Origin of the sequence: Flavobacterium sp. Root186 (assembly GCF_001428525.1) — a bacterium.
Lineage (GTDB): Bacteria > Bacteroidota > Bacteroidia > Flavobacteriales > Flavobacteriaceae > Flavobacterium.
Genome location: NZ_LMHW01000015.1, coordinates 327,251 through 351,783, shown reverse-complemented (window position 1 = coordinate 351,783; position 24,533 = coordinate 327,251). Strand labels below are relative to the sequence as shown.

The 24,533-nt window shown below is 33.8% G+C and carries 19 protein-coding genes and 2 tRNA genes; 4 read left to right on the top strand and 17 right to left on the bottom strand.

Annotation, left to right across the window (positions count from 1 at the left end; translation table 11 throughout):
- Positions 1-17: 17 nt before the first annotated feature.
- Genes ASD98_RS20630 through ASD98_RS20600 form a run of 7 tightly spaced genes read right to left on the bottom strand, consistent with a single transcriptional unit; the run spans position 18 to position 9,584 of the window.
- Positions 18-1,211, bottom strand: a complete 1,194-nt coding sequence (locus ASD98_RS20630) for a cytochrome c oxidase subunit II (protein WP_056208197.1) — start codon at positions 1,209-1,211, stop codon at positions 18-20.
- A gap of 19 nt (positions 1,212-1,230) precedes the next feature.
- Complete coding sequence (locus ASD98_RS20625; protein ID WP_056208194.1) at positions 1,231-2,628, bottom strand: hypothetical protein; 1,398 nt, start codon at positions 2,626-2,628, stop codon at positions 1,231-1,233.
- A 27-nt stretch (positions 2,629-2,655) separates the two neighbouring features.
- The gene (locus tag ASD98_RS20620; protein ID WP_056208192.1) at positions 2,656-3,201 is read right to left on the bottom strand and encodes a cytochrome c; all 546 of its coding nucleotides are present in this window, start codon (positions 3,199-3,201) and stop codon (positions 2,656-2,658) included.
- A gap of 8 nt (positions 3,202-3,209) precedes the next feature.
- Positions 3,210-3,734 (bottom strand): DUF3341 domain-containing protein, encoded by a 525-nt coding sequence (locus tag ASD98_RS20615; RefSeq protein WP_017498155.1) that lies wholly within the window; start codon positions 3,732-3,734, stop codon positions 3,210-3,212.
- Positions 3,727-5,127: an NrfD/PsrC family molybdoenzyme membrane anchor subunit gene (gene nrfD / locus ASD98_RS20610; RefSeq protein ID WP_042566279.1), complete on the bottom strand. Its 1,401-nt coding sequence runs from the start codon at positions 5,125-5,127 to the stop codon at positions 3,727-3,729. The genes ASD98_RS20615 and nrfD overlap by 8 nt, the downstream gene beginning before the upstream one ends.
- A 33-nt stretch (positions 5,128-5,160) precedes the next feature.
- Entirely contained in the window at positions 5,161-8,220 is a 3,060-nt protein-coding gene (locus ASD98_RS20605) for a TAT-variant-translocated molybdopterin oxidoreductase (protein ID WP_056208189.1), read from the bottom strand.
- Between the two features lie 32 nt (positions 8,221-8,252).
- Positions 8,253-9,584: a c-type cytochrome gene (locus ASD98_RS20600; RefSeq protein WP_056208187.1), complete on the bottom strand. Its 1,332-nt coding sequence runs from the start codon at positions 9,582-9,584 to the stop codon at positions 8,253-8,255.
- A gap of 219 nt (positions 9,585-9,803) precedes the next feature.
- On the opposite strand from ASD98_RS20600, the gene ASD98_RS20595 reads away from it, so the two are divergent.
- Entirely contained in the window at positions 9,804-10,193 is a 390-nt protein-coding gene (locus tag ASD98_RS20595; protein ID WP_056208184.1) for an SPOR domain-containing protein, read from the top strand.
- Between the two features lie 144 nt (positions 10,194-10,337).
- Here ASD98_RS20595 and ASD98_RS20590 read toward each other — a convergent pair whose 3' ends face one another.
- From ASD98_RS20590 to rimP, 4 genes are all read right to left on the bottom strand, one after another.
- Positions 10,338-10,847: a DUF4920 domain-containing protein gene (locus ASD98_RS20590; RefSeq protein WP_056208180.1), complete on the bottom strand. Its 510-nt coding sequence runs from the start codon at positions 10,845-10,847 to the stop codon at positions 10,338-10,340.
- Positions 10,848-11,000: 153 nt separating this feature from the next.
- On the bottom strand, positions 11,001-13,883 hold the full coding sequence (gene infB, locus ASD98_RS20585) for a translation initiation factor IF-2 (RefSeq protein ID WP_056208175.1): 2,883 nt from the start codon (positions 13,881-13,883) through the stop codon (positions 11,001-11,003).
- 48 nt (positions 13,884-13,931) lie between these two features.
- The gene (gene nusA / locus ASD98_RS20580) at positions 13,932-15,185 is read right to left on the bottom strand and encodes a transcription termination factor NusA (protein WP_053474392.1); all 1,254 of its coding nucleotides are present in this window, start codon (positions 15,183-15,185) and stop codon (positions 13,932-13,934) included.
- A 13-nt stretch (positions 15,186-15,198) separates the two neighbouring features.
- Positions 15,199-15,663, bottom strand: a complete 465-nt coding sequence (gene rimP, locus ASD98_RS20575; protein WP_056208246.1) for a ribosome assembly cofactor RimP — start codon at positions 15,661-15,663, stop codon at positions 15,199-15,201.
- Between the two features lie 172 nt (positions 15,664-15,835).
- Between rimP and ASD98_RS20570 the strand changes: the two genes are divergently transcribed.
- A complete protein-coding gene (locus ASD98_RS20570) occupies positions 15,836-16,660 on the top strand; it encodes a universal stress protein (protein WP_056208172.1) in 825 nt (274 codons plus the stop codon).
- Between the two features lie 259 nt (positions 16,661-16,919).
- On the opposite strand, the gene ASD98_RS20565 is transcribed toward ASD98_RS20570, so the two are convergent.
- The 4 genes from ASD98_RS20565 to ASD98_RS20550 all read right to left on the bottom strand — a co-directional run bounded on the left by ASD98_RS20565 (position 16,920) and on the right by ASD98_RS20550 (position 18,182).
- A complete protein-coding gene (locus tag ASD98_RS20565; protein WP_056208169.1) occupies positions 16,920-17,162 on the bottom strand; it encodes a helix-turn-helix transcriptional regulator in 243 nt (80 codons plus the stop codon).
- Between the two features lie 3 nt (positions 17,163-17,165).
- Positions 17,166-17,702 carry a DUF2975 domain-containing protein gene (locus ASD98_RS20560; RefSeq protein WP_242412145.1) on the bottom strand — a complete coding sequence of 179 codons (537 nt, stop codon included), beginning with the start codon at positions 17,700-17,702 and terminating at the stop codon, positions 17,166-17,168.
- Between the two features lie 231 nt (positions 17,703-17,933).
- Positions 17,934-18,004, bottom strand: a tRNA-Gln gene (locus ASD98_RS20555).
- 107 nt (positions 18,005-18,111) lie between these two features.
- Positions 18,112-18,182: transfer RNA gene (locus ASD98_RS20550), tRNA-Gln, on the bottom strand.
- 248 nt (positions 18,183-18,430) lie between these two features.
- Between ASD98_RS20550 and ASD98_RS20545 the strand changes: the two genes are divergently transcribed.
- Positions 18,431-22,063 carry a protein O-mannosyl-transferase family gene (locus ASD98_RS20545; RefSeq protein WP_056208163.1) on the top strand — a complete coding sequence of 1,211 codons (3,633 nt, stop codon included), beginning with the start codon at positions 18,431-18,433 and terminating at the stop codon, positions 22,061-22,063.
- A gap of 95 nt (positions 22,064-22,158) precedes the next feature.
- A complete protein-coding gene (locus ASD98_RS20540) occupies positions 22,159-22,797 on the top strand; it encodes a polysaccharide deacetylase family protein (RefSeq protein ID WP_056208160.1) in 639 nt (212 codons plus the stop codon).
- Positions 22,798-22,830: 33 nt separating this feature from the next.
- On the opposite strand, the gene ASD98_RS20535 is transcribed toward ASD98_RS20540, so the two are convergent.
- On the bottom strand, positions 22,831-23,133 hold the full coding sequence (locus tag ASD98_RS20535) for a co-chaperone YbbN (protein ID WP_053474396.1): 303 nt from the start codon (positions 23,131-23,133) through the stop codon (positions 22,831-22,833).
- A 71-nt stretch (positions 23,134-23,204) separates the two neighbouring features.
- Entirely contained in the window at positions 23,205-24,440 is a 1,236-nt protein-coding gene (locus ASD98_RS20530; RefSeq protein WP_056208156.1) for a metallophosphoesterase, read from the bottom strand.
- Positions 24,441-24,533 lie beyond the last annotated feature (93 nt).

Here is a 24,533-nt window from a genome sequence, read left to right as displayed (position 1 = left end):
AAATTTTCTTAATAATATTATTTCATAGCTACTTTAGCTACTGCAGCTTTTACAGTATCTATAACCGCTTTTACAGTATCTTTTACTTTAGCAGCAGTATCTACAGCAGTTCCTTCAACTCCTTCAGCTGGTTTTTCAGCAGCTGCTGCCGCTTTAATATCCTGAGCTAAAGTTGTTTTTTCACTTAACCATTTTTTATAATCTTCCGGAGTATCAACAACAACTTTCATTTGCATGTTATAGTGTGAAGCTCCACAGATTTTATTACATAATAATAAATAATCAAAAGTATAAGGATCTAAAGCTGTTCCTCCTTTTCCAACTAACTCAACACTTTTTTCAGCTCTAAGTTTATTGATATTTGCCACTTTTTCAATCATGAATGGCAACTCTCTGTACTCTGCAGTAGTGTAAGTTGGAATGAAAGCAAATTCAGTAACCATTCCAGGTACACAGTTCATTTGCGCTCTAAAGTGAGGCATGTAAGCTGAGTGTAAAACGTCTTGAGAACGCATTTTAAAATGTACTTTTTTTCCTTTAGGAATATGTAATTCAGTAACTACAATATCATCTTGAGAATTAGGATCCGACATATCAACTCCTAATGTGTTTATGCCTTCAATTAAACGTACGTTAGCTTTTCCTAAAACATTATCATTTCCTGCGTATCTAGCTGTCCATTTAAATTGCTGCGCATATAGTTCAATTTCAACTACATCTTCATCTTTGTCAACAAACATAATGTTATTCCAAGCATACAATCCATAAAGAATTAAACAAGCCAAAACTACAGATGGAATAATACTCCAGATAGCTTCTAATTTATTGCTATCAGCAAAGAATAATGCTTTTTTATCTTTATGTCCTCTATTTTTAAAAGAAAACCAGTATAATAAACCTTGTGTAATAAATTGAACTACAAAAATTAAAACCCAAGTAATATTCATTAAATTATCTACTAAAAGTCCATGCTCTGAAGCAGGAGTATGAAGTGCTAAACCACCCCATTTTAGTAAACCGTAAATAGTAAATATATAGATGAAAGCCAAAAAGCCAAACATAATATATCCCTGAATATTATTATCATTATCTGATGCAACTTGAGAATCGTCCGAAGAAGATCCTACCTGAGTAAGATCAAATATCTTGGTCAATTGCCATAATGCAACTGCTAATAAAACTAAAACTATAATTACCAACAAACTTGTCATCTGTTTACTACTTTAAATATTAATAATGAAAATGTTTACTTTCTTCGATGAAAGGATTTCTTTTTGCTAACAGAGGAGATTTAGTTAATGCTGTAAATACAACGAAAATAAATAAACCTAAGAAGAAAAGAATAGACGAAATTTCAGGAACACCAATAAACCATTTGTCTCCAACTGTACCAGGCATAATCATATTAAAGAAATCAACATAGTGACCTAATAATATTACAACACCCGCCATAACAATAACCCAGCTAAGACGTTTAAAATCAGTATTGATTAATATTAATAATGGAAAAACAAAGTTCATAACAACCGCACCAAAGAAAGGCAGGTTATATAATTGAATTCTTGTTACAAAATAAGTTACCTCTTCTGGAATATTAGCATACCAGATCAACATGAATTGAGAAAACCATAAATAAGTCCAGAAAACACTAATACCAAACATGAATTTAGCTAAATCGTGAATGTGGCTGGTATTTACATATTCTAAATATCCTTTAGATTTTAAATATATTGTAACTAAAGCTATCGAAGTAATTCCACTTACAAAGAAAGAAGCAAAAACATACCATCCAAACAAAGTACTGAACCAATGAGGATCAAATGACATAATCCAGTCCCAAGACATAATTGACTCAGAAACAATAAAGAAAACTAAGAATCCAGCAGATAACTTAAAGTTCTTTTTGTAGTAAAGATCATCATTAGCTTCATCTTGAGCTAAACAGTTTTTTCTTGAAAAATGACGGTATAAGTTCCATCCTAGTAAAAAGATACCAGCTCTAACGATCCAGAAAGGAAAGTTTAAGTAACCAGCTTTACCAGCAATAATTTCATCATAGTTAGGGCTTTTTGGATCAGTAACTCCTTCTCCTAACCATACAAAAATATGATTGAAATGTAATCCGCATAAAACTAAAATTATAAAAAAGATGATAGAACCAGCAGGCAAATATGCTGTAATACCTTGCATAACTCTAAATAGAACCGGAGACCAACCTGCCTGAGCAACTTGTTGAATAGCGTAAAAAGCTAAAACCCCCATAGAAAGCAGCAAAAAGAAAATACAAGCAACATATAATGCAGACCAAGGCTTGTTTTGCAATTGGTGCAATACGTGATTTAAATGTTCTGTGTGTTCATCAGCAGCTCCAACTTTTGCATGCTCCCCACCTTTGTGTTCTTCGTGAGAAGCTTCAGCAGCCGCTTCATGATGTACCGCTTCTTTATGAGAAACTTCTGCAGATTCTGCATGAGCAGCGCCATGTTCTCCATGAGCCTCAGCAGCTAGTATTTTTTCAACTTCTTGAATATCTTTAGGTGCACTTAAAAAACCATACCCAATTCCTAATAGTCCTAGAACCATTAAGATGATAGAAAAAGTTTTTAATTTACTTGAAAATGTATACATATCTATTACGATCAGTTTGTTCAACAATTATAATTGGCTTTTTAGTTTTAGAACATAGTCAGCAACTAACCAACGTTCGTGGGCACTTAATTGATTTGCGTGTGAACCCATTGCATTTAAACCATAAGTTTCAACGTGAAATATACTTCCTTCAGTAATATCTCTGTCTTTATAGCTAGGTACTCCAAGAAATTTTTCTCTTTCAACCAATTTACCTTTACCGTTACCAGCAGCACCATGGCAGCTAATACAATAAATTTCGAAAAGTTCTTTACCTTTTCCTGAATTTTTTTCTTCTTCAGTCAAAGGAGATTTTAAATTAGCTTTTGCCAATTCATAACCTGCCGTTGAATTTTCATATTCATAAGGTTCAAAACCTCTATTAATAGTTCCTTCTACAGGAAGCTGTCCTTCTTTATCTCCTTTAAATATTTTTGCCTCTGTATATGGCTCATAAGCTACAGACTCATACATATTCGGGAAATACTGATAGTTTGGTGCCGAATTATTGTGGCAAGATGAAACTAAAATAGTTATACCAACTAAAAGTGTTATTTTATATATCCTTTTCATAGCTACAATTAATTCTTTTCAATTACTTTAACTTCAACAGCTCCTGTACCTTCGAAAAAAGAAACAAGTTCTGCTTCGTTATCGTTTACAGCAACTTCCATTAAAAAATGGTCATCTGTTGTTCTTACATCAGGATTCTCAGCTTGCTTAAATGGCCATAATCTACTTCTCATATAAAAAGTGATTACCATTAAATGCGCAGCGAAAAATACAGTCATCTCAAACATAATTGGCACAAAAGAAGGCATATTCTGAATGAAACTAAAACTTGGTTTTCCACCAATATCCTGCGGCCAGTCATGAATCATAATATAACTCATCATGAATGTTGCAACAGAAATACCAACACATCCATATAGGAAAGCACAAATTGCTAATCTTGTTGGTGCTAAGCCCATGGCCTTATCCAATCCGTGAACTGGGAATGGAGTAAAAACCTCTTCAATATGATGATGAGCAGCTCTGGTTTTCTTTACTGCATCCATCAAAATATCATCGTCATTATAAATGGCGTATATTACTTTATTACTCATGATGTGAATCTTTATTTGCTCTTTCTCTAATGTAATTATCTCCTGTTCCTTTCAAAATTGTTTTTACCTCTGCCTGAGCAATTACAGGGAATGTTCTAGAGTATAATAAAAACAATACGAAGAAGAAACCAATTGTTCCGATGAAAATTCCAATATCAACAAATGTTGGTGAGAACATTGTCCAAGAAGATGGAAGGTAATCTCTATGCAAAGAAGTAACAATAATTACAAATCTCTCAAACCACATTCCGATGTTAACAACGATCGAAATAATAAATGAAAACATGATACTTGTTCTTAATTTTTTGAACCACATAAATTGTGGAGAGAAAACGTTACAAGTCATCATTGACCAATATGCCCACCAGTAAGGTCCGGTAGCTCTGTTTAAGAACGCATATTGCTCATACTCTACACCTGAATACCAAGCTACGAATAACTCAGTGATGTAAGCTACACCTACGATAGAACCAGTAATCATGATAATGATATTCATTAACTCTATATGCTGTAATGTGATGTATGCTTCAAGGTTAGAAACTTTTCTCATAACGATCAACAATGTGTTTACCATCGCAAATCCTGAGAATACCGCTCCAGCAACGAAGTATGGAGGGAAAATTGTTGTATGCCATCCTGGAATAACAGAAGTAGCAAAGTCCATAGATACAATCGTGTGTACAGAAAGTACAAGAGGTGTAGCTAAACCAGCTAATACTAAAGATACTTCTTCAAAACGCTGCCAGTCTTTAGCTCTTCCACTCCATCCAAAACTTAGGATAGAATAAACTCTTTTATTAAATGGAGTTATAGCTCTGTCACGAAGCATTGCAAAGTCAGGTAATAAACCAGTCCACCAGAAAACTAATGATACTGAAAGATAAGTTGAGATTGCGAATACGTCCCAAAGCAATGGTGAGTTAAAGTTTACCCATAAAGATCCAAATTGATTTGGAATAGGTAAAACCCAGTATGCTAACCATGGACGTCCCATGTGAATAATTGGAAATAAACCTGCTTGAACTACTGAGAAGATAGTCATTGCTTCCGCAGAACGGTTAATAGCCATTCTCCAACGCTGACGGAAAAGTAATAGTACTGCAGAAATCAAAGTTCCAGCGTGACCAATACCAACCCACCAAACGAAGTTAGTAATATCCCAAGCCCAACCAACTGTTTTATTTAATCCCCATGTTCCAATTCCGGTAGATACGGTGTAAATAATACAGCCTAATCCCCAAAGGAAGGCTATTAATGCGATTGAAAATACAATCCACCATTGTTTATTTGCAGGTCCTTCAACAGGCGCTGCCACATCTACAGTTACATCGTGATATGATTTATCACCTATAACTAAAGGTTTTCTAATGGGTGCTTCGTAGTGAGACGACATAATCCTTTATATGTTTCTTAATTAATAATTTTACTAAGTGTTTCTAACTTTTACGTGGTAGAAAACATTTGGCTTTGTACCAACATGTTCTAATAAATGATACATTCTTTCGCTTTCTGCTAATTTAGCAACTTCGCTTTCTTTATCATTTACGTCTCCAAATACCATCGCACCAGAAGAACAAGCTGCAGAACATGCACAAGCATTGTTGAACTCGTCTTTAGCTACTACTCTACCTTGACGCTTAGCTTCAAGAATAACAGCTTGAGTGCTTTGGATACAGAATGAACATTTTTCCATAACTCCACGAGAACGAACGTTTACGTCTGGGTTTAATACCATACGACCTAAATCATCATTCATGTGATAATCGAATTCACTATTTTTGTTATACAAGAACCAGTTGAAACGACGAACTTTATATGGACAGTTATTAGCACAGTAACGAGTACCAACACATCTGTTATATGCCATGTGGTTTTGGCCTTGACGACCGTGAGAAGTTGCAGCAACCGGACAAACTGTTTCACATGGTGCGTGATTACAATGTTGACACATTACAGGCTGGAATGCTACTTGTGGGTTATCTCCAGGTTTTTCCATTTCATTAAATGTAGATAATGAACTAGATAAACCAGCAATACTTTCTTTTCTTTCGTTATCACCTTCAAAAGTACTTTCAGAAGAATAATACCTGTCAATACGCAGCCAGTGCATATCACGGCTTCTTCTTACCTCTGCTTTACCAACAACTGGTACGTTATTTTCAGCGTGACAAGCGATAACACATGCTCCACATCCTGTACAAGCATTCAAGTCGATCGAAAGATTGAAGTGATGTCCTGTAGAACGATCAAATGATTCCCATAAATCAACAGTAGTAGCTTCTACTTCTTGGTGATCTAAAGATACCATTGGCTGTTCGTTCCAATGTTTAGCATCTTGAGTATTGAAAATCTCTAAAGTAGTTTCTTTAATGATATCTCCTCTACCCATTAATGTTTTCTGTCCTTGAACACAAGCAAACTCATGCTCTCCATTTGCCTTAGCAATAGAAACAGATTGAACACTATTGAAATTTTTATATAAAGCGTAAGCGTTTAAACCTACTTGCATTTCTTCTTTTAAAGAAGCTTTACGACCATAACCAATAGCTAAACCAACTGTTCCAACAGCTTGTCCTGGTTGAACAATTACCGGAACGTTTTCTAACTTAGAACCATCAGCTATAGTAATAGTAGCATAACTACCATTCAAACCTCCATTTGCAACAATTTCATTTGATAATCCTAATTTCTTAGCATCTGCATTTGAAACTGTAACATAGTTATCCCAAGCAACTCTTGTAATTGGATCTGGAAACTCTTGCAACCAAGGGTTGTTTGCATGCTGTCCATCACCCATACCTGTTTTAGTATACAATACTAATTCAAAGTCTCCTGTTGATTTTGATTTTGAAAGTGCACTTGCAGCACCTGCGAAATCATAAGAACCAACAGCTAAAGCAGTAGAACCAACAACAAAAACACCATCATGTAAAACTTTATTCCAAGAAGAACCTGCAATAATTGCAGCTGAATTAACTTTCAAATAATCATAGAAAGTTCCACCAGTTCCATTTAAAGATAATAAAACGTCTTGAAATTGTTTTGTATTGAAAATTGGGCGAATAGTTGGTTGTGTCAAACTATAAGTTCCTTTTGTAATAACAACATCACCCCAAGATTCTAAGTAATGAGGAGCCGGAGCTGCAACTTTAACAATAGAAGTAGTTTCATCATCTCTTAAAGAAAAAGCAACTGATGTATCTACTTTTTTCAATCCAGAAACAAAAGAAGCTGAATCAGCTAAAGTGTAAACCGGATTAACACCACTCATAATTAAAGTATGAACACTTCCAGCATTCATATCTTTTATTAATTGAGCAATAACAGCATTAGATCCTTTTCTAATTTGTCTTGTTCCTGCAGTATTAAAAGCTTCACTAGCCAATACATGATTAATAGCTAAAACTAATAATTGTGCATTTTTATCTTCAATTCCTGATACTAAAATTCCTTTTGTACCAGATGCTTTTAATTGCTGCGCTGCTTTTACAACTTCTGCTTTAAATTTAGCATCTAAAGTAACAGGAACAGAAGCACCAACAACAATATTATAAATTTGAACCAGAGCTTGTTTTTGATCAGCCGTACTCATTGGCACACGCTTATCAGCAGCAGCTCCAGATAAAGTCATATTTGATTCAAACTGAAAATGACGAGACATTTTTCCGTTTTGAGGAATACGTCCTTTTGCATATCCAGCATCATATCCACCACCTTGCCAGTCTCCTAAGAAATCAGCACCAACAGATACAATTAATGAAGCTTTTGAAAAATCATAATCAACCAAAGCTCTTTCACCATATACAGTTTCGAATGCATCTAATGCATCAGAAGAAGAAACTGCATCATAAACAACATGTTTAGCATTTGGATTTTTAGCAATAAACTCTCCAATCAACTTTTCAGTTGACGGACTTGCTAATGTATTTGTTAACAATACAACCTGTCCGCCTTTAGTTTTTGCTTTTGCCAAAGCTGATTTAATTTCTAAATCAACAGTAGACCAGCTAATATTTTTACCATCTTTTTTTGGTTCTTTCAAACGTCCGCTATCATATAAAGATAATATAGACGCATGAATTCTAGCATTAGCTGAAAACTTAGCTCCAGAGACAGTATTGTTTTCAATTTTAATTGGACGACCCTCACGAGTTTTTACCAAAAGGTTAGCAAAATCAAAACCATCAAAAACAGTAGTTGCATAGTAATCTGCAACACCAGGAATGATTTGCTCTGGTTGTAATACATAAGGGATAGACTTGTGCACAGGACCTTCACAAGCAGCAAGTGTAACCGCTGCAGTACTAAATCCTACGTACTTTAAAAAGTCACGACGTGAAGTTCCAGATGAAGCTAAAGCATCTGCATTTCCTAAGAATTCATCCGTAGGAATTTCTTCAACAAATTCGTTATTTCTAAGCGCCTCAACAATAGAACTATTTTCTAGTTCTTCAACACTTTTCCAGTATTTTTTGTTTGATGACATTGTATATAAATATTAAAATCTTAATAATTCGATTAATAGTGGCATTTACCGCATTCTAAACCTCCCATTTGCGCTGCAGTTAATTTCTCTACACCGTATTTTTTAGAAAGTTCAGCATGAATTTTATCATAATATGCATTTCCTTCCATCTTAACATCAGTTTTTCTATGGCAGTCAATACACCATCCCATTGTTAATTTAGAGTATTGCTTCATGATTTCAAATTCCTGCACTGGACCGTGACAAGTTTGACATTCAACTCCTGCAACAGAAACGTGTTGTGAGTGATTGAAATAAACAAAATCAGGAAGATTATGAATACGAACCCATTTTACAGGCTGTGTTTTTCCAGTATAAACCTGTTTAGTCTTATCCCATCCAACAGCATCATATAATTTTTGAATTTGAGCATCGTAAAATGCTTTGCTGTACTCAGCAGTAGCAGTAGTTTCTGCAACTTCAGAAATATTTTTATGACAGTTCATACAAACATTTAAAGAAGGAATACCAGCAGTTTTACTCACACGAGCAGCAGAGTGACAATATTTACAATTGATCTCGTTATCTCCAGCGTGAATTTTGTGAGAATAGTGAATTGGCTGAATTGGCTCATAATTCTGATCAACACCAACCTGCATCAAGTATCCGTAAACAAAGTAACCACTAGCTAAAAGCAAGAATATAGAAGTAACTAATACCAAAAATTGATTTTTAGCAAATGCTTTCCAAATTGGAGTTCTAGCTTCTTTAGGCCCAACTACAATTCCATTATTACTTGCAACTTTAGTTAATACTTTGTTCACCATGAACAACATAACAACTAAAATAGCCATTACTAAAGCAAGAGCTCCTAAAATAATATTATTAGAAATCCCACCGCCATCAACTTTTTCTCCAGGAGGAACAGTTCCAGGAACTATAGCTGGCTCGGCTTTCACTTCAGAAGTATAAGCGATAATATTATCAATATCACCTTCAGATAATTGAGGAAACGAAGTCATTACTGACTTATTATTTTCTTCAAAAAGTTTAACTGCAACAGCGTCTCCTGATTTAATCATATCAGAACTGTTGTGTACCCATTTGTAAATCCATGCCATATCGTGCTTAGAGGCAACACCTCTTAAAGCAGGACCAGTTGATTTAGCATCTAATTTGTGACATGCAGCGCAATTTGCATTAAAAAGTTCTTTCCCTTTTACCGGATCACCACCAGATGCAGCAGCAGGAGCCGCAGCAGCTTCAGTCGCCGCAGGAGCTGCAGCCGGATCTTGAGCAAATGAAGTTAGGGAGAAAATTAACGTTAGCGATAAACTAAGTAATAATTTTCTTGAGATCGAATTATGGTTACCCACCTTTTTCATATAGTATAATAATTATCTACTAATTTTTGGTATGATTTTTTCTGTAATAAGTCAGACAAAAACGAATACCTTCTTTTAAAACTTGCACAAAAATACGACTTATGAACTATTCTCAAAACCTTAAAATAGTCTTAAATATCAATTTATATCAATTCTAAATAATATTAAAATTTTACATACAAACTTTAAATAGTATTTTTGCATAAAAACCATCACATTATGAGAATTTTAACCTCTTCAAAAAACGTTTTCTTAACATTCACAATGTTGACATTAGCATATAATATTCATGCTCAAAGCCAAAATTTAACACTAAATCAAGACCCTAAATTTGAGCAATTATTGAACGACAAACGTAAATTTAACACATCAATAAGTACAAACGATTCTTATCGAATCCAAATTTTTAGTGGCAAAAGCGAAGACGCAAAAAAGACGTTGTCTGACTTCAAAAGAGAATATACAAATATTGACGGCACCATAATTTTCAACACCCCAAATTACAAGGTTATTGTTGGGAATTTTAAATCAAGAATCGAAGCTGAAAGAAATTTAGCTGACATCAGAAAAAAATACAAAAGTGTCTTTTTAATGAAGCCGGGCAAATAATTAAAAACTAAATAAAAAGAAAAAGCGAGATAGTTATCTCGCTTTTTCTTTTTACAAATCTAATTCTGCTTCTTTTTAACATCTAAGCTCTTTAACTTTCTTAGATTCATCAGTAATATCAAATTCAACTTTGTGAATTTTGTTTTAGTTTACCACTTTTATTCCATCAGCCAAAAATCTAATTTCTTCTTTTGGCGTAGTAATAGCATCTATTTCAGCTTTTGTCTTTTTAGCATCTTTTGCATAATGCCTAAGCTCATCAACAGATGTCACTTTTCGCTCAGCATTACCTTCTAAAACCACTATTTTTCCTTTCAATGCTGTTGGAACAAAAAATGCATAATCTTTCATTTTTACGAAGAAAGACGAGCCGCCCTCTGTCTTAAGAGTTATCCAGCATCCTCTTTTTTCACAAACGTTCGTTACCTCACCTTTTACAGCAATTCCTTCTGCTTTTTTCACATCCTTCAATTTGCTTTCCAGCTTTTCAACAGAAACTGCTTTATCAATTGAAACATTAGAAATATCCGCACCATAGAAATCCCCAATTAGTGCATTACCCGCTGGCGGAGCAGGTTTTTCTACGGCTTCCTGACAAAAAGACAAAGTAGAAAAACATAAAAACAAAACGAATGAATATATTATTAGTTTCATATTGTATACTATTAAATTGATTCTCCCAAAAATAATACTAAATTTTGAGTTAGTTACATATATTTATAAACCACATCAAACAGAAAAATCTACACCAAGAGCGCATAAAAAAAGTCCCAATTTTCATTGGGACTTTACATATAAATTTGAATATTATTTCAATTTCTTTTTAATTGCTACTTCATGGTAAGCTTCAATAACATCGCTTATTTCGATATCATTAAATCCTTTAATTTGAATACCACAATCATAACCTTTACTTACTTCTTTAACATCATCTTTGAATCGTTTTAAAGCAACAAGGTCACCTGTATGAACTACAACCCCATCTCTAATAACTCTAATTTTAGAAGTTCTTAAGATTTTACCATCTGTTACCATACAACCAGCGATTGAACCTACTTTAGAAATTTTGAAAATCTCACGGATTTCTGCAGTTCCTAAAACTTCTTCTTTCATTTCAGGAGCTAACATTCCTTCCATCGCATCTTTCAAGTCATCGATTGCCGCGTAAATGATAGAATAGTAACGGATATCGATTTCTTCCTTATCAGCAAGTTGTCTTGCATTTCCAGCAGGACGAACGTTAAATCCGATAATAATCGCATCTGATGCAGAAGCCAGCATAACGTCAGTTTCTGTAATTGCACCAACTCCTTTATGTATGATATTAATTTGAATTTCTTCCGTAGAAAGTTTAGAGAACGAATCTGATAATGCTTCAACAGATCCGTCAACGTCTCCTTTAAGGATTACGTTCAATTCTTTAAACTGACCAAGAGCGATACGACGTCCAATTTCATCAAGTGTAATATGACGTTGAGTACGTACAGATTGTTCACGCATTAATTGAGAACGTTTAGATGCAATTTGTTTTGCTTCTTTTTCGTCTTCAAATACATTAAACTTATCACCTGCTGTAGCAGCTCCATCTAAACCTAAAACAGATACCGGAGTCGAAGGGCCAGCTTCTAAAACAATATGCCCTCTTTCATCATGCATCGCCTTAACTTTACCATGGTGTTTCCCAGCCAGCATATAATCTCCAACCTTAAGGGTTCCATGCTGAACTAAAATTGTTGACACATATCCTTTTCCTTTATCCAAGAAAGCCTCAACAACAGTTCCTTGAGCCGCTTTATTTGGATTGGATTTTAAATCTAAGATTTCAGCTTCTAATAAAACTTTCTCTAATAATTCTTTTACACCCGTTCCAACTTTTGCAGAAATATCATGTGACTGAATTTTTCCACCCCAATCTTCAACAAGTAAATTCATACTAGCCAGACGCTCTTTGATTTTCTCAACATTAGCATTTGGTTTATCAATTTTATTGATTGCAAATATAATTGGCACTCCCGCAGCTTGTGCGTGAGAAATTGCTTCTTTTGTTTGTGGCATGATATCATCATCCGCAGCTACTACGATAATAGCAATATCGGTAACCTGAGCTCCACGTGCACGCATTGCGGTAAACGCCTCGTGACCCGGTGTATCTAAGAATGCGATTTTTTGACCATTATCAAGAGTTACTCCGTAAGCTCCAATGTGCTGTGTAATACCTCCAGACTCACCAGCGATAACATTTTCTTTACGAATATAATCCAGTAAAGAGGTCTTACCGTGATCGACGTGACCCATTACAGTAACAATAGGCGCTCTTGTAACTAAATCTTCTTCTTTATCTTCAACTACCTCAATAGCTTCTTCGATATCGACAGTAATAAATTCAACTTCATAACCAAATTCATCCGCAACAATAGTTAATGTTTCAGCATCTAAACGCTGATTCATTGTCACCATGATTCCAAGAGACATACAAGTTCCAATTACTTTAGTAATCGGCACATCCATCATTATTGCGATTTCACCAACTGTAACGAATTCTGTAACTTTAATAGTTTTACTTCCTTCGTCAAGAGCTCTTTGCTCATCATCAGATTTCTGACGGTGCGTTTCTCTTTTATCTCTTCTGTATTTAGCAGCTTTAGATTTACCTCCTTTACCTTGAAGTTTTTCAAGAGTTTCTCTAATTTGGTTTTTTACTTCTTCTTCAGTAGGCTCTACTTTTGCCACAATTGCAGGACGGTTTCCTTTTACAAAACCAGGTCTTGCACTTCTGTTAGCATTAAAGCCTCCACCTCCAGTATTTGGAGTAATTTTATTAGGATTTGGTGTTCCCGGCGCATTTCCTGTCGCAGGCTTTGGCGCACCCGCCGCACCAGGTTTAGGAGCGATTCTTTTACGCTTATTTTTATTAGCGTTATTATTATTATTATTATTTCCGGCTCCCGGAGCTCCAGGTTTATTTGGAGTAATTTTCGGCTCTTCCTTCTTTTTCTTAGGCTTGTTAAATTGAGATAAGTCAATTGTCTGCCCAGTAAGAGTAGTTCCTGATAATTTTTGATATTGAGTAGTGATCGTTTCTTCAGCAGTTGCAGGATCAGTTGAAACAACTGGTTCTTGTGCTGTTTTAGAAACAACTTCAGCTTTTACTTCTTTTTTCTCTGTAATAATTGGTTTTTCCACCTTTTTCTCTTCAGATACTACAGGAGCAACAGGCTCTGACTGTGTAGTTTCTTTTTGAACAGGTTTTTCTGTTTGAGATGGAGTAACAGTTTTAGGCTCTTCAGCCTTAACTGGTTCTTCTGGAGAAACTGCAGGTTTTTTGGGATTTAAATCAATTTTACCAACCTGAACAGGTCCAGTAACAACAGCTCTCGCTTTAATGATTTCTTGTTGTTTCTGACGCTCTTCGTCTTGTCTGCGTTTGTCCTCAATTTCTTTCTCGCGCTCAACACGCAATGCTTCTTTTTCTTTTCTTTTCTCTTCTCCAACTTCTTTAGAAGCTTCCTTATTCCCCTTATCGCCCGCAAATTGGCTTTGCAGGATATTAAATTCGCTGTCAGAAATTTTAGCATTTGGATTTGCATCAATAGCAATTCCCTTATCTTTTAGATAATCAACAGCTCTTTCTAACGAGATATTTAATTCCCTTAAAACCTTGTTTATTCTTATTACTCTCTCTTCAGACATATAACCTTTTTATTATTACCTTTTTCGTTGTGTTGTTAGAGCAGATAATTAGTTATCAAACTCTTCTTTTAGTATTTTCATAACGTCAAGAATAGTTTCCTCTTCTAAATCCGTTCTTCTTACTAAATCTTCTACTTCTTGTTTTAAGATACTTTTCGCAGTATCTAAACCTATTTTAGCAAATTCTTCAATTACCCAGTCTTCGATTTCATCTGAGAACTCTGTTAATTCAACATCGTCTTCATCAGCAGTTGCCCCTGCAACATCTCCCTCACGAATAACATCTAATTCGTAACCTGTTAGCTGACCTGCTAATTTAATATTGTGACCCCCTCTACCAATTGCTTTCGAAACTTCTTCTAATTTCAAGAAAACTTCAGCTCTTTTGTTCTCTTCATCAATTTTGATAGAAGAAACCTTAGCAGGGCTTAATGCTCTTGTAATAAACAATTGAATATTATTTGTATAGTTGATTACGTCAATATTTTCATTTCCTAATTCACGAACAATTCCGTGAATACGAGACCCTTTCATACCAACACAAGCTCCAACAGGATCAATTCTGTCATCATAAGAATCTACCGCTACTTTTGCTTTTTCACCAGGAATACGCACTACATTTTTAACTGTAATCAATCCGTCGAATACTTCAGGAATTTCTTGTTCAAATAATTTCTCTAAGAACTTTTCAGAAGTTCTTGACATAATAATTTGAGGTTTATTTCCTTTTAATTCAACGCTTTCAATAATTCCACGAACGTTATCTCCTTTACGGAAAAAATCAGATGGAATTTGTTTTTCTTTTGGAAGCACAATTTCGTTTCCTTCATCATCAACTAAGATAACCACTCTAGGACGAACGTGGTGCACTTCGGCAGTATAAATATCACCGATAATATCTTTAAATTGCTTGTAAAGATTTGTATTATCGTGTTCGTGAATTTTAGATATTAAGTTTTGACGCAAAGCCAAAATAGCTCTTCTTCCTAAATCAATTAATTTTACCTCTTCAGAAACCTCTTCACCAATTTCAAAATCCGCTTCGATCATTCTTGCTTCAGTCAAAGTAATTTCTTCATTTTCAAAATCAAGATCTTCGTCAGCAACGATAACTCTTCTTCTCCAAATCTCCATATCTCCTTTGTCAGGATTTATAATGATGTCGAAATTATCATCAGAACCGTATTTTTTCTTCAATGCATTTCTAAACACGTCCTCTAAAATTGCCATAAGCGTTACACGATCAATAAGTTTATTATCTTTAAACTCCGAGAATGAATCGATTAATGCTAAATTTTCCATGCGAATTCTTTAATTAAAATGTTACTGTAACAACTGCCTCTTTAATTTCTGTATAAGGTATTTGTTGTTCTTTTTGAACTGTTTCTTTTCCTTTTCCTACTTTTTTCGGTTCTCTCGCCTCCCAAGACAAAATTATAAAAACATCGTTAGCTTCTACTAATTCTGCTTCAATTTTTTCATTATTTGTAGTAACAATCAACGCTCTACCAATATTTTTCTTGTATTGTCTTATCAATTTCAAGGGAGAACCTACTCCAACTGATGCCACTTCAAGTGAAAAATCCTGCTCTTCACGATCCAAATTATTCTCGATTGCACGACTAATGTCAATACAATCCTGAAGCGCCACTCCATTATCTCCGTCTAAACCAACACTAATTTTAAAAGAATCCGAAACTGCAAGATCAATCAAAAAGATCGATGGCTTTTCCAGAAGAGCTTCTGTAATTAATTCGTTTACTTTTTCCTTAAATGTCATAATTTTATAAAAAGAGGGGACAATTAGTCCCCTCATTATTTAGATTTTAATAAATAACGGTGCAAATATAGTGATTTTTTTATAAATCAAATAAATAGATTGCTCTAAAAATATTTCTTATCTTTATAGTAGCGTTCAAAACATATTATTCTAATAATTTAACCCGAAAATTATGAAACGAATTTTAGTACCTACTGATTTTTCAGAACATGCAGAACACGCCTTAAAAATCGCAGCTCAAATCGCCAAAAAAAACGATTCTGAAATCATTATTTTACATATGCTCGAATTCCCGCATCAAACAAACGATGCAATATTTGGAGGTGTAAGCATTCCCGAAACTATGCTTTTTATGCAAAAAGCAAACGAAACTCTTGACATAATCTCACAAAGTTCTTTTCTTGACGGAATTCAGGTCACAGAAGTTGTAAAAATGGATAAACCAATTCACGGCATTACTCAAGTAAGCAAAGATTACAATATTGATTTAATCATTATGGGCTCACATGGCTCTTCTGGGTTTGAAGGATTATTAATTGGCTCAAATACTGAAAAAGTCGTAAGAAATTCAGAAATTCCTATTTTAGTCATCAAAAAAGATATTTCAGATTTTAATGTTCAAAATATTGTTTTTGCTTCTGATTTCACAGAAGAAACAAAAAAACCCTTTGAAAAACTTTTAAACTTTAATAAATCATTTGACGCAAAACTACATCTAGTTACAATTTGCACACCCAACAGCTTTAAACCCACACATGTAATCGAAAAAGCAATTAATGATTTTACCAATCATTTCAATCTTACAAATTACGACACACATATTTACAACGACACCAATATTGAAAAAGGAATTATCAATTTCTCTAACAGCATAAATGCCGATATTATTGGAATGTGTACTCATGGAAGAACCGGCTTTGCACACTTTTTTAACGGAAGCATAAGCGAAGGCTTAGTAAATCACGCGATAAAACCCGTTATTACCTTAAAAATTTAAACCAAAATCCTAATGAAGAAATAATGGCTCAAATAATTTATCAAACGCACTCCATTATCTTTGTTTAAATTTTAGAGCACAAAGATGAGCAATGCGATAATGAGAAAAGCATCCTAATTGAGGGAAAAAGCAGCCAAAACAAAGAATAATAAAGCACTTAAACATCAACAGCTTCAGCTCATAGATTGCCTGAAGCTGAGGCATTCAAGGCAAATATTGATTAGAATTCTAAAGCTCAAATATCGCACTTCACCTTCCATTACACCAAACTTTTGTATCGGGTCGTTGTTTCTTGTTCATCATTAACGTACTCCAAAATGTCACCTGGCTGGCATTCTAATACATTACAAATTGTCTCCAAAGTGCTAAATCTAATTGCCTTTGCTTTTCCTGTCTTTAATATGGAAAGGTTCGATAAAGTCAATCCAACTTTATCAGAAAGTTCATTAAGTGACATTTTTCGTTTAGCCATTACAACGTCTAAATTTATTACAATTGCCATAGCTTAAACAGTTAAATCATTTTCGTTTTGAATATCTACTCCTTTTTTAAAAATAGTCGCAATAATATAGATTACAGCTCCCATTAAAATAAATGCTTGACTGTCTGCCCAAAATTGGTTTAGATTGTCGGTAACAAAATCGTGATGCATTAAATTTTTAGCGAACTGTCTGGCAATGTAACTTAATAGTCCGATTGAAAAGGTGTAATAACTAATTTGCAAAATTTGTCTCGCAACAAAAGTGCTGAACGGTTTTGACAAATCCATTGCGTGCATTAGCCTGATAACTATATAAAACAGGCAAGCTTTTAAAATTGAAATGGTTAGAATAAAGCTATAGGTACCAAAAAAAGCTAATCTACTGCCATACATTTCAGTTAAGTCCAACTTTTGATAAAGATTTTGGACAAATTCAGGATTATACAGACTGAAAAAGAAATTTACTATTAAGCCTCCTGCTTCAATGCTCAAGCCGACAAAAATAAGCCAGGCTACAATATATAAGCCCCAAAATACGAAGTTGTTTGTTTTTGACATCATTGCTCAAATTTAAGTTGATACACCAAAAATAATAAAATTTTATTGACAAACAATAAAAATGTATTTTTATTCAAAAAATATTCATCGAATTTAAAAAGGGCTTTGCAATAATTTGATGAATATTTACGTTTTGTCATTATATTTGAGAAGCAGTATCATTTATTTATTTCAATACTATAATCTTTAAATTTATTCCATAAAAAAAGCCTCTCGATTGAGAGGCTTTTTATGTTGGTCTACTAGGACTCGAACCTAGAAAGACTGCACCAAAAACAGTTGTGTTACCATTACACCATAGACCAGCAATGCTGTTAAGCGGGTGCAAAATTAAACCTTTATTTAAATTGTGCAAATTTTTAAGCCAATTTTTTTGCATAAAAAAAGCCTCTCGATTGAGAGGCTTTTTACGTTGGTCTACTAGGACTCGAACCTAGAAAGACTGCACCAAAAACAGTTGTGTTACCATTACACCATAGACCAGCAGTGCTGTTAAGCGAGTGCAAATTTAAGGTTTTATTTAGTTTGCGCAAACTTTTTTGTCAAAAAAAATATTTTTTTTTCATTCTTTTTCATTTTAAAGTCTCGCACTTTTTCCAAAGAGCCTTATACACAATACATTAATATTTACAAATAGTTATTATAGAATTTTTTGTTAATGCTCGTTTCTTTACACAAAAAAACATTTTCTTTGTAGGATAGAAAAACACACAAAATTTTAACACCTAAATATGGCACAATTCAATTTCAATAAATGGAATACAATTATTGGTTGGTTTGCATTTGCAATCGCTTTAATTACCTACACATTAACTGTCGAACCTACAATGAGCTTTTGGGATTGTGGCGAATATATTGCCACTGCAGCTAAACTAGAAGTTGGCCACCCGCCGGGAGCACCTTTATTCCAAATGATGGGAGCATTCTTTGCCATGTTTGCGATAGATGCCCAGCATGTAGCCGTAATGGTAAATATGATGTCTGTTTTTTCTAGTGCATTTACAATTTTATTTATGTTTTGGTCTTCTTCTATGATTTTAAAGAAAATCGTAGCACGTTTTGCCGAAATCGATCAAAATAATTCTATTGTTATTTTAGGAAGTTCTTTTGTTGGAGCTTTAGCCTATACTTTCTCTGACAGTTTTTGGTTTAATGCTGTCGAAGCAGAAGTTTACGCAATGGCTTCTTTATTGATTGCATTGCTTTTTTGGCTGGGATTACGCTGGGAACAAGATATGGAAAAACCAAAAGGTGACAAATGGTTATTAATGATTTCTTTGGTTGTCGGTCTTTCTTTTGGAGTTCACTTTATGGCGCTATTAACGATTCCGTCAATTGGATTTCTTTATTACTTTAAGCATTACGAAAAAGTTACGATTAAAAATTTCCTTATTGCCAACGTAGTTGTAATTGGAATTTTGTTGTTTATCTTTAAATTACTTTTGCCTTTAACGATGGCTTTCTTTGGTAAAACCGAAATTTTTATGGTAAACAATTTAGGGTTACCTTTTAACTCAGGTACTATCTTTGTTACCACACTTCTTATTGCATTCTTTTATTTTGGACTAAAATACACAAGAATTAATAACGAATTTCTACAAACTATTTTCAAAAAACCTTTTACTTATATTGGTAGAATATCTAGAACTGAATATATTTTTAGTTTAATAATATCTATATTATATACTCTCTTTGTTGAAATTAATTTTTCAGACTCTAGTTTCTTTTTGAGATTTTTAATTAGATTACCAGTAATCATCTTTTTTATACTTCAAACCACCAAAAGATTACACGATACTGAGAAAAGCGGAATCTCTCAATTCATCCCTGGTTATAATATATATTTGATTTTTGGAAGTCTAATCTTTGAAAAAGGAACTTACGGCAAAAATAAGTACGGGGAAGATCCTTTAAAAATTGAAGCAAATAAATCAAACTTTAAAATAAACTACAATACTATTGTCCTTTGTATCTTATTTATATTAATTGGTTTTTCTACCTGGATTATGCTTCCTGTTCGTGCAAATGCCAATACCGTAATCAACGAAAACAAACCATCTGATGCTGCCGAGGTTTTAGCCTATTACAATCGTGAACAATATGGTGTAAACCCATTATTTTATGGCCCTCAATATACTGAGGTTTTCTCTGGGCTTGATGCTGATGTCCCATATTTAGACAAAAAACCTAACTACGAGAGAGATTATAAAACCGGTAAATATGTTATTACCAACAATTATAAAAACGCAGAGCAAAACAGTGATGACAATCAAAAAACGATTCTGCCAAGAATGTGGAGTACAGAAACCGGGCACATTCAAAACTATATCAGTTTCACACATCCTCCTAAATTCAGAATCAATCCAGAATATAATTATGAGGAAGATTTAGGAAAATATGGAATTGATCCAAGTCAATTAACAGAAGAAGAATATAACAAAGCAACAAGTCAGCTTCGTAATGAAGTAGAAAAAACAATTTCTGAATTCAGAAATGCTTACGCTCAAAAGCAAATTGACAATGAAGGCTATGTTAAATTCTTAAATAGTTATAAAGATTATTTAATCATAGAAAAACCAACTACTGGTGACAATTTCAGTTTTATGTTCGAATACCAATTTGGATATATGTACTGGAGATATTTGATGTGGAATTTTGTTGGACGCCAAAGTGATGTTCAAGGGAAATATGACAACTTAGACGGAAACTGGATTAGTGGAATCAAGGCTCTTGATTCTGTTCATTTGGGTTCTCAGGATAAATTACCATCTGATGTTTTAAACAACAAAGGCCGTAATGTTTACTATTTCCTTCCTTTCATTTTAGGGGTAATTGGAATAATGTATCATGCTAATAAAGACCTTAAAAGTTTTTATGTTCTTTTAGCCTTATTCTTATTTACCGGAATTGCCTTAAAAATCTATTTGAATGAAAGACCTTTTGAACCTCGTGAAAGGGATTATGCACTGGTTGGATCTTTTTATGTCTTTGCCATCTGGATTGGCTTTGGAGTTTATTCTTTATATGAAAGTATTCAGAAATATATTGCTCCAAAAATTGCCGGGCCAATTATTATTGCAGGAAGTTTATTAGCAGCGCCGGTTTTAATGGCTTCTCAAAACTGGGACGATCACGACAGATCAAACAGATATACTGCGGTTGCAATGGCAAAAGCTTATCTGAGTTCGTGTGATAAGGATGCTATTTTATTTACTATTGGAGACAACGATACGTTCCCGCTTTGGTATGCACAGGAAATCGAACATTTTAGAACCGATGTTAAGATCGTAAATACAAGTCTTTTCATGACGGATTGGTATATTGATCAAATGAAAGCAAAATCATATGAATCTGATCCTTTACCGATATCATTTACACATGATCAATATGTTGGAGATAAATTAGATTATGTAGCTCATATTCCTAAGATAGAAACACGCTGGAACATCAAAGATTTCCTTGATTTTATCAAAAACCCAAAATCAACCGTAGGTTTACAAAACGGACAAACGATTCACTTTTATCCAACAAATAAAATTAGAGTGAATGTTGACAAAAACATCATTCTTAAAAATAAAGTTGTAAATCCTAAATATAATGACTCAATTGTTCCTTATATGGATATTGACATTAAAGGAAGTGCACTTTACAAAAACAGATTAATGATGCTGGATATCCTTGCTAATAACAACTGGAAACGTCCAATTTATTTTAGCGGAGGCGCTTTTGACGATGAAGATTATTTATGGCTAAAAGACTATCTGCAGTTAGACGGCATGGTTTATAAATTAGTTCCTGTTAGAAACGTACCTTCTAAAGACGGCGGGCCAATGGATATGGGACAGATTGATGCCGACAAAATGTATGATATTGTTATGAAATGGGATTGGGGCAACAGCGAAAGCGAAAAAATCTATCACGATCCTGAAACCAGAAGAAACAGTATTACATATCGTACTAATTTGTCTCGTTTAGTAGACGAACTTATTGCCGAAGGTAAAATAGACAAAGCTAAAAACATTATCAATTTAGCAATGACTAAAATGCCATTGGACAAATTTGGTTATTACTCTTTAGTGGAGCCATTTGCCAGTGGGTATTATAAAGTTGGAGAAACAGCTAAAGCGCATGATTTATTAGATAAACTGGTAAATAAATACAAAGAAAATCTAAACTATTACGCTACTCTTCCTCCAGGTGACCAAACTGATTTAGCAATGGATATTATTACAGACATTGAACGCTACAGAAGTTTGCTTCATGTTATGAGAGAAAATAAAGACAAAGCTTTCTACGAAAAGCACAAAACAGTATTTAATACGTATGTAAATGTCTTTGAACGTTTTGGACGTGAAAAAGAATAATAATATACGAAAAATATATTGATTAAAAAAATGCAGTGCTTCTTGATAAAAAGCGCTGCATTTTTTATTTTTACGTAGATATAAATAAAATCAAAATGGGCTTTTATTGGGTAAAAACTAATTCATTTATTAAAAAGGTGTTTTCTAAATATTGTTGGGATATTCCAAACAACGAAAAGAAAATATACTTAACGTTTGATGACGGCCCAACTCCAGAGATTACAGACTGGGTTTTATCTGAACTAAAAAAGTTTGATGCAAAAGCTACTTTCTTCTGTATTGGAAAAAACATTAAAGCCAATTTATCCTTATTCGAAAAATTAATCACAGATGGCCATTCCATTGGAAACCATACTATGAATCACGTAAACGGGTGGAAAATACACACGAATGATTATATCGAAAATGTAAACAACTGTGCTAAGATTTTAGAAGAAGAAATAAACCCTAACAATTTAATATTTCGTCCGCCTTACGGGAAAATTAAAAAAGCGCAATCTAAGATTTTACGAAAACTAGGCTATAAAATAATTATGTGGGATGTTTTAAGTGCCGATTTCGACCAAAGTATAACTCCTGAAAAATGCCTTGAAAATGTTACTAAAAATGTAAAATCAGGAAGTGTGATTGTGTTTCATGACAGCATAAAAGCGTCACCAAATTTAAAATTTGCCTTACCAAAAACGCTGCATTTTTTAAAAGAGAATGGATATAAGTTTGATATTATTCATTAGAAAATCTGAACAATATCTTATTTCGGAAGTTTTTTATACGTCGAATTGATCCTGAACAATTCCGATAAGTGTATTTGCATCAAGTTCTCCAGATTGTCTCCAGATCATTTGTCCTTCTTTGTAAATCATTAAAGTCGGAAGTCCTTTAATTCGTAATGCCTCGGCCAGTTCCTGATTTTTATCAACATCAATTTTAATTACCTTCGCTTTGTCTCCAAGCGCAGCCGCAACATCCTTTATTACCGGATGCATCAATACTGATGATTCGTTCCAATCTGTGTAGAAGTCAATTAACACCGGAACCTGAGCATTTATAAGTTCTCCAAATTTTGACATAAAACCAAAAATTTAATTCTTTTAATCTATTAAAAAGATATAATTAATACAAATGTAGCATTTTTAACGAATTAAGCCACATTCTTACCTTTTTTTAGTTCAATAACCGTGATTTCAGGCATAATTCCAACTCGTCCAGGATAAGCATGAAAACCAAATCCGCGGTTCACATAAACATATCTTCCGGCTTCTTCATAAAGACCGGCCCATTGTTTATAAATGTATTGCGCCAGACTCCATTTAAAATACCCGGGAATTTCAATTCCAAACTGCATTCCGTGCGTATGACCTGATAACGTTAGATGAAAGTTTCTAGGATCTTTTTTTACTTCATATTCCCAATGACTTGGATCGTGACTCATTAAAACTTTAAAATCAGTTTGCTGAAGTCCCTGTGAAGCTTTATTTAAATCTCCTGCTTTCTTAAAATTCTGTCCCCAGTTTTCAACGCCGACCAAGGCAATTTTATCTGCCCCCTTTTGAATATATCTATTTTCATTCAGCATCAAATCAAAACCTATTTTGCCATAAAGATTTTTGATTTCTGCAAAGTTCTCCTCTTTTTCTTTTTCAGAAGGCCACGTTACATATTCGCCGTAATCATGGTTTCCTAAAACTGCAAATTTTCCGTATTTATAATCTTTAATTCTATTAAAAGTTTCCAGCCACGGATGCATTTCTTTTGCATGTGTATTTACAATATCTCCTGTAAACAAAATCATGTCTGATTCCTGCTCATTAATTAAATCAACTGCGTAATTAATTTTCTCAGGATTATCAAAACTTCCACTGTGAACATCAGAAATCTGCGTTATTTTAAAACCATCAAATTCATCTGGAAGATCCGGAAAAAATATAGTCTGCTTGAATACTTTAAAATTATATTTTCCTTCGAAAATTCCATAAATCAAAGATAAAAATGGAACCGCTGCTAATCCTAAAGCTATTTGACTGATGAACTTTCGTCTATCCGGCATCATTTCTTTACGCGGCGTATTGTAAATAAAATAATTTAAGATACTCGCTCCAATTCTAATAATATCTTCTCCAAACATTATTAAGGTAAGAACAATTTTTGGTACATAAACCAAAAGCATCAGCCCTGTAGTAAACATAAACTGTTTAGTCTGCCCTACCGAACGATCAACTTGAGAAAATGAATAGATAATAAATAGCAGAATAAGTAAGCTTATAACTTGATAGCTAACCAAAACCCATCTAATTTTAATTAAAGTACGAAAGGCTTGATACGAATAGAACTCAATAAATAGAAAAAGAGCACATAGAATTACAAAACGAAGGATCATTTATTTACAGTTTTAAGCAAAGTAACAAAGAATGAATATTCTATCGCTTTTTATTATCAAAAATTTAACTCAAATAATAGCAAAAGCCGATAG

Bases quoted from the DNA above. Each gene is read 5' to 3' on its own strand.
- ASD98_RS20570 (WP_056208172.1), top strand. From the start codon at position 15,836: ATGAAACGAATTTTAGTACCTACTGATTTTTCAGAACATGCAGAACAC.
- ASD98_RS20530 (WP_056208156.1), bottom strand. From the start codon at position 24,440: ATGATCCTTCGTTTTGTAATTCTATGTGCTCTTTTTCTATTTATTGAG.
- ASD98_RS20590 (WP_056208180.1), bottom strand. From the start codon at position 10,847: ATGAAACTAATAATATATTCATTCGTTTTGTTTTTATGTTTTTCTACT.
- ASD98_RS20625 (WP_056208194.1), bottom strand. From the start codon at position 2,628: ATGTATACATTTTCAAGTAAATTAAAAACTTTTTCTATCATCTTAATG.
- ASD98_RS20565 (WP_056208169.1), bottom strand. From the start codon at position 17,162: ATGGCAATTGTAATAAATTTAGACGTTGTAATGGCTAAACGAAAAATG.
- nusA (WP_053474392.1), bottom strand. From the start codon at position 15,185: ATGGAAAATTTAGCATTAATCGATTCATTCTCGGAGTTTAAAGATAAT.
- ASD98_RS20605 (WP_056208189.1), bottom strand. From the start codon at position 8,220: ATGTCATCAAACAAAAAATACTGGAAAAGTGTTGAAGAACTAGAAAAT.
- ASD98_RS20595 (WP_056208184.1), top strand. From the start codon at position 9,804: ATGAGAATTTTAACCTCTTCAAAAAACGTTTTCTTAACATTCACAATG.
- ASD98_RS20600 (WP_056208187.1), bottom strand. From the start codon at position 9,584: ATGAAAAAGGTGGGTAACCATAATTCGATCTCAAGAAAATTATTACTT.
- ASD98_RS20560 (WP_242412145.1), bottom strand. From the start codon at position 17,702: ATGATGTCAAAAACAAACAACTTCGTATTTTGGGGCTTATATATTGTA.
- ASD98_RS20535 (WP_053474396.1), bottom strand. From the start codon at position 23,133: ATGTCAAAATTTGGAGAACTTATAAATGCTCAGGTTCCGGTGTTAATT.
- ASD98_RS20615 (WP_017498155.1), bottom strand. From the start codon at position 3,734: ATGAGTAATAAAGTAATATACGCCATTTATAATGACGATGATATTTTG.
- ASD98_RS20620 (WP_056208192.1), bottom strand. From the start codon at position 3,201: ATGAAAAGGATATATAAAATAACACTTTTAGTTGGTATAACTATTTTA.
- ASD98_RS20630 (WP_056208197.1), bottom strand. From the start codon at position 1,211: ATGACAAGTTTGTTGGTAATTATAGTTTTAGTTTTATTAGCAGTTGCA.
- nrfD (WP_042566279.1), bottom strand. From the start codon at position 5,127: ATGTCGTCTCACTACGAAGCACCCATTAGAAAACCTTTAGTTATAGGT.
- rimP (WP_056208246.1), bottom strand. From the start codon at position 15,663: ATGACATTTAAGGAAAAAGTAAACGAATTAATTACAGAAGCTCTTCTG.
- ASD98_RS20540 (WP_056208160.1), top strand. From the start codon at position 22,159: ATGGGCTTTTATTGGGTAAAAACTAATTCATTTATTAAAAAGGTGTTT.
- ASD98_RS20545 (WP_056208163.1), top strand. From the start codon at position 18,431: ATGGCACAATTCAATTTCAATAAATGGAATACAATTATTGGTTGGTTT.
- infB (WP_056208175.1), bottom strand. From the start codon at position 13,883: ATGTCTGAAGAGAGAGTAATAAGAATAAACAAGGTTTTAAGGGAATTA.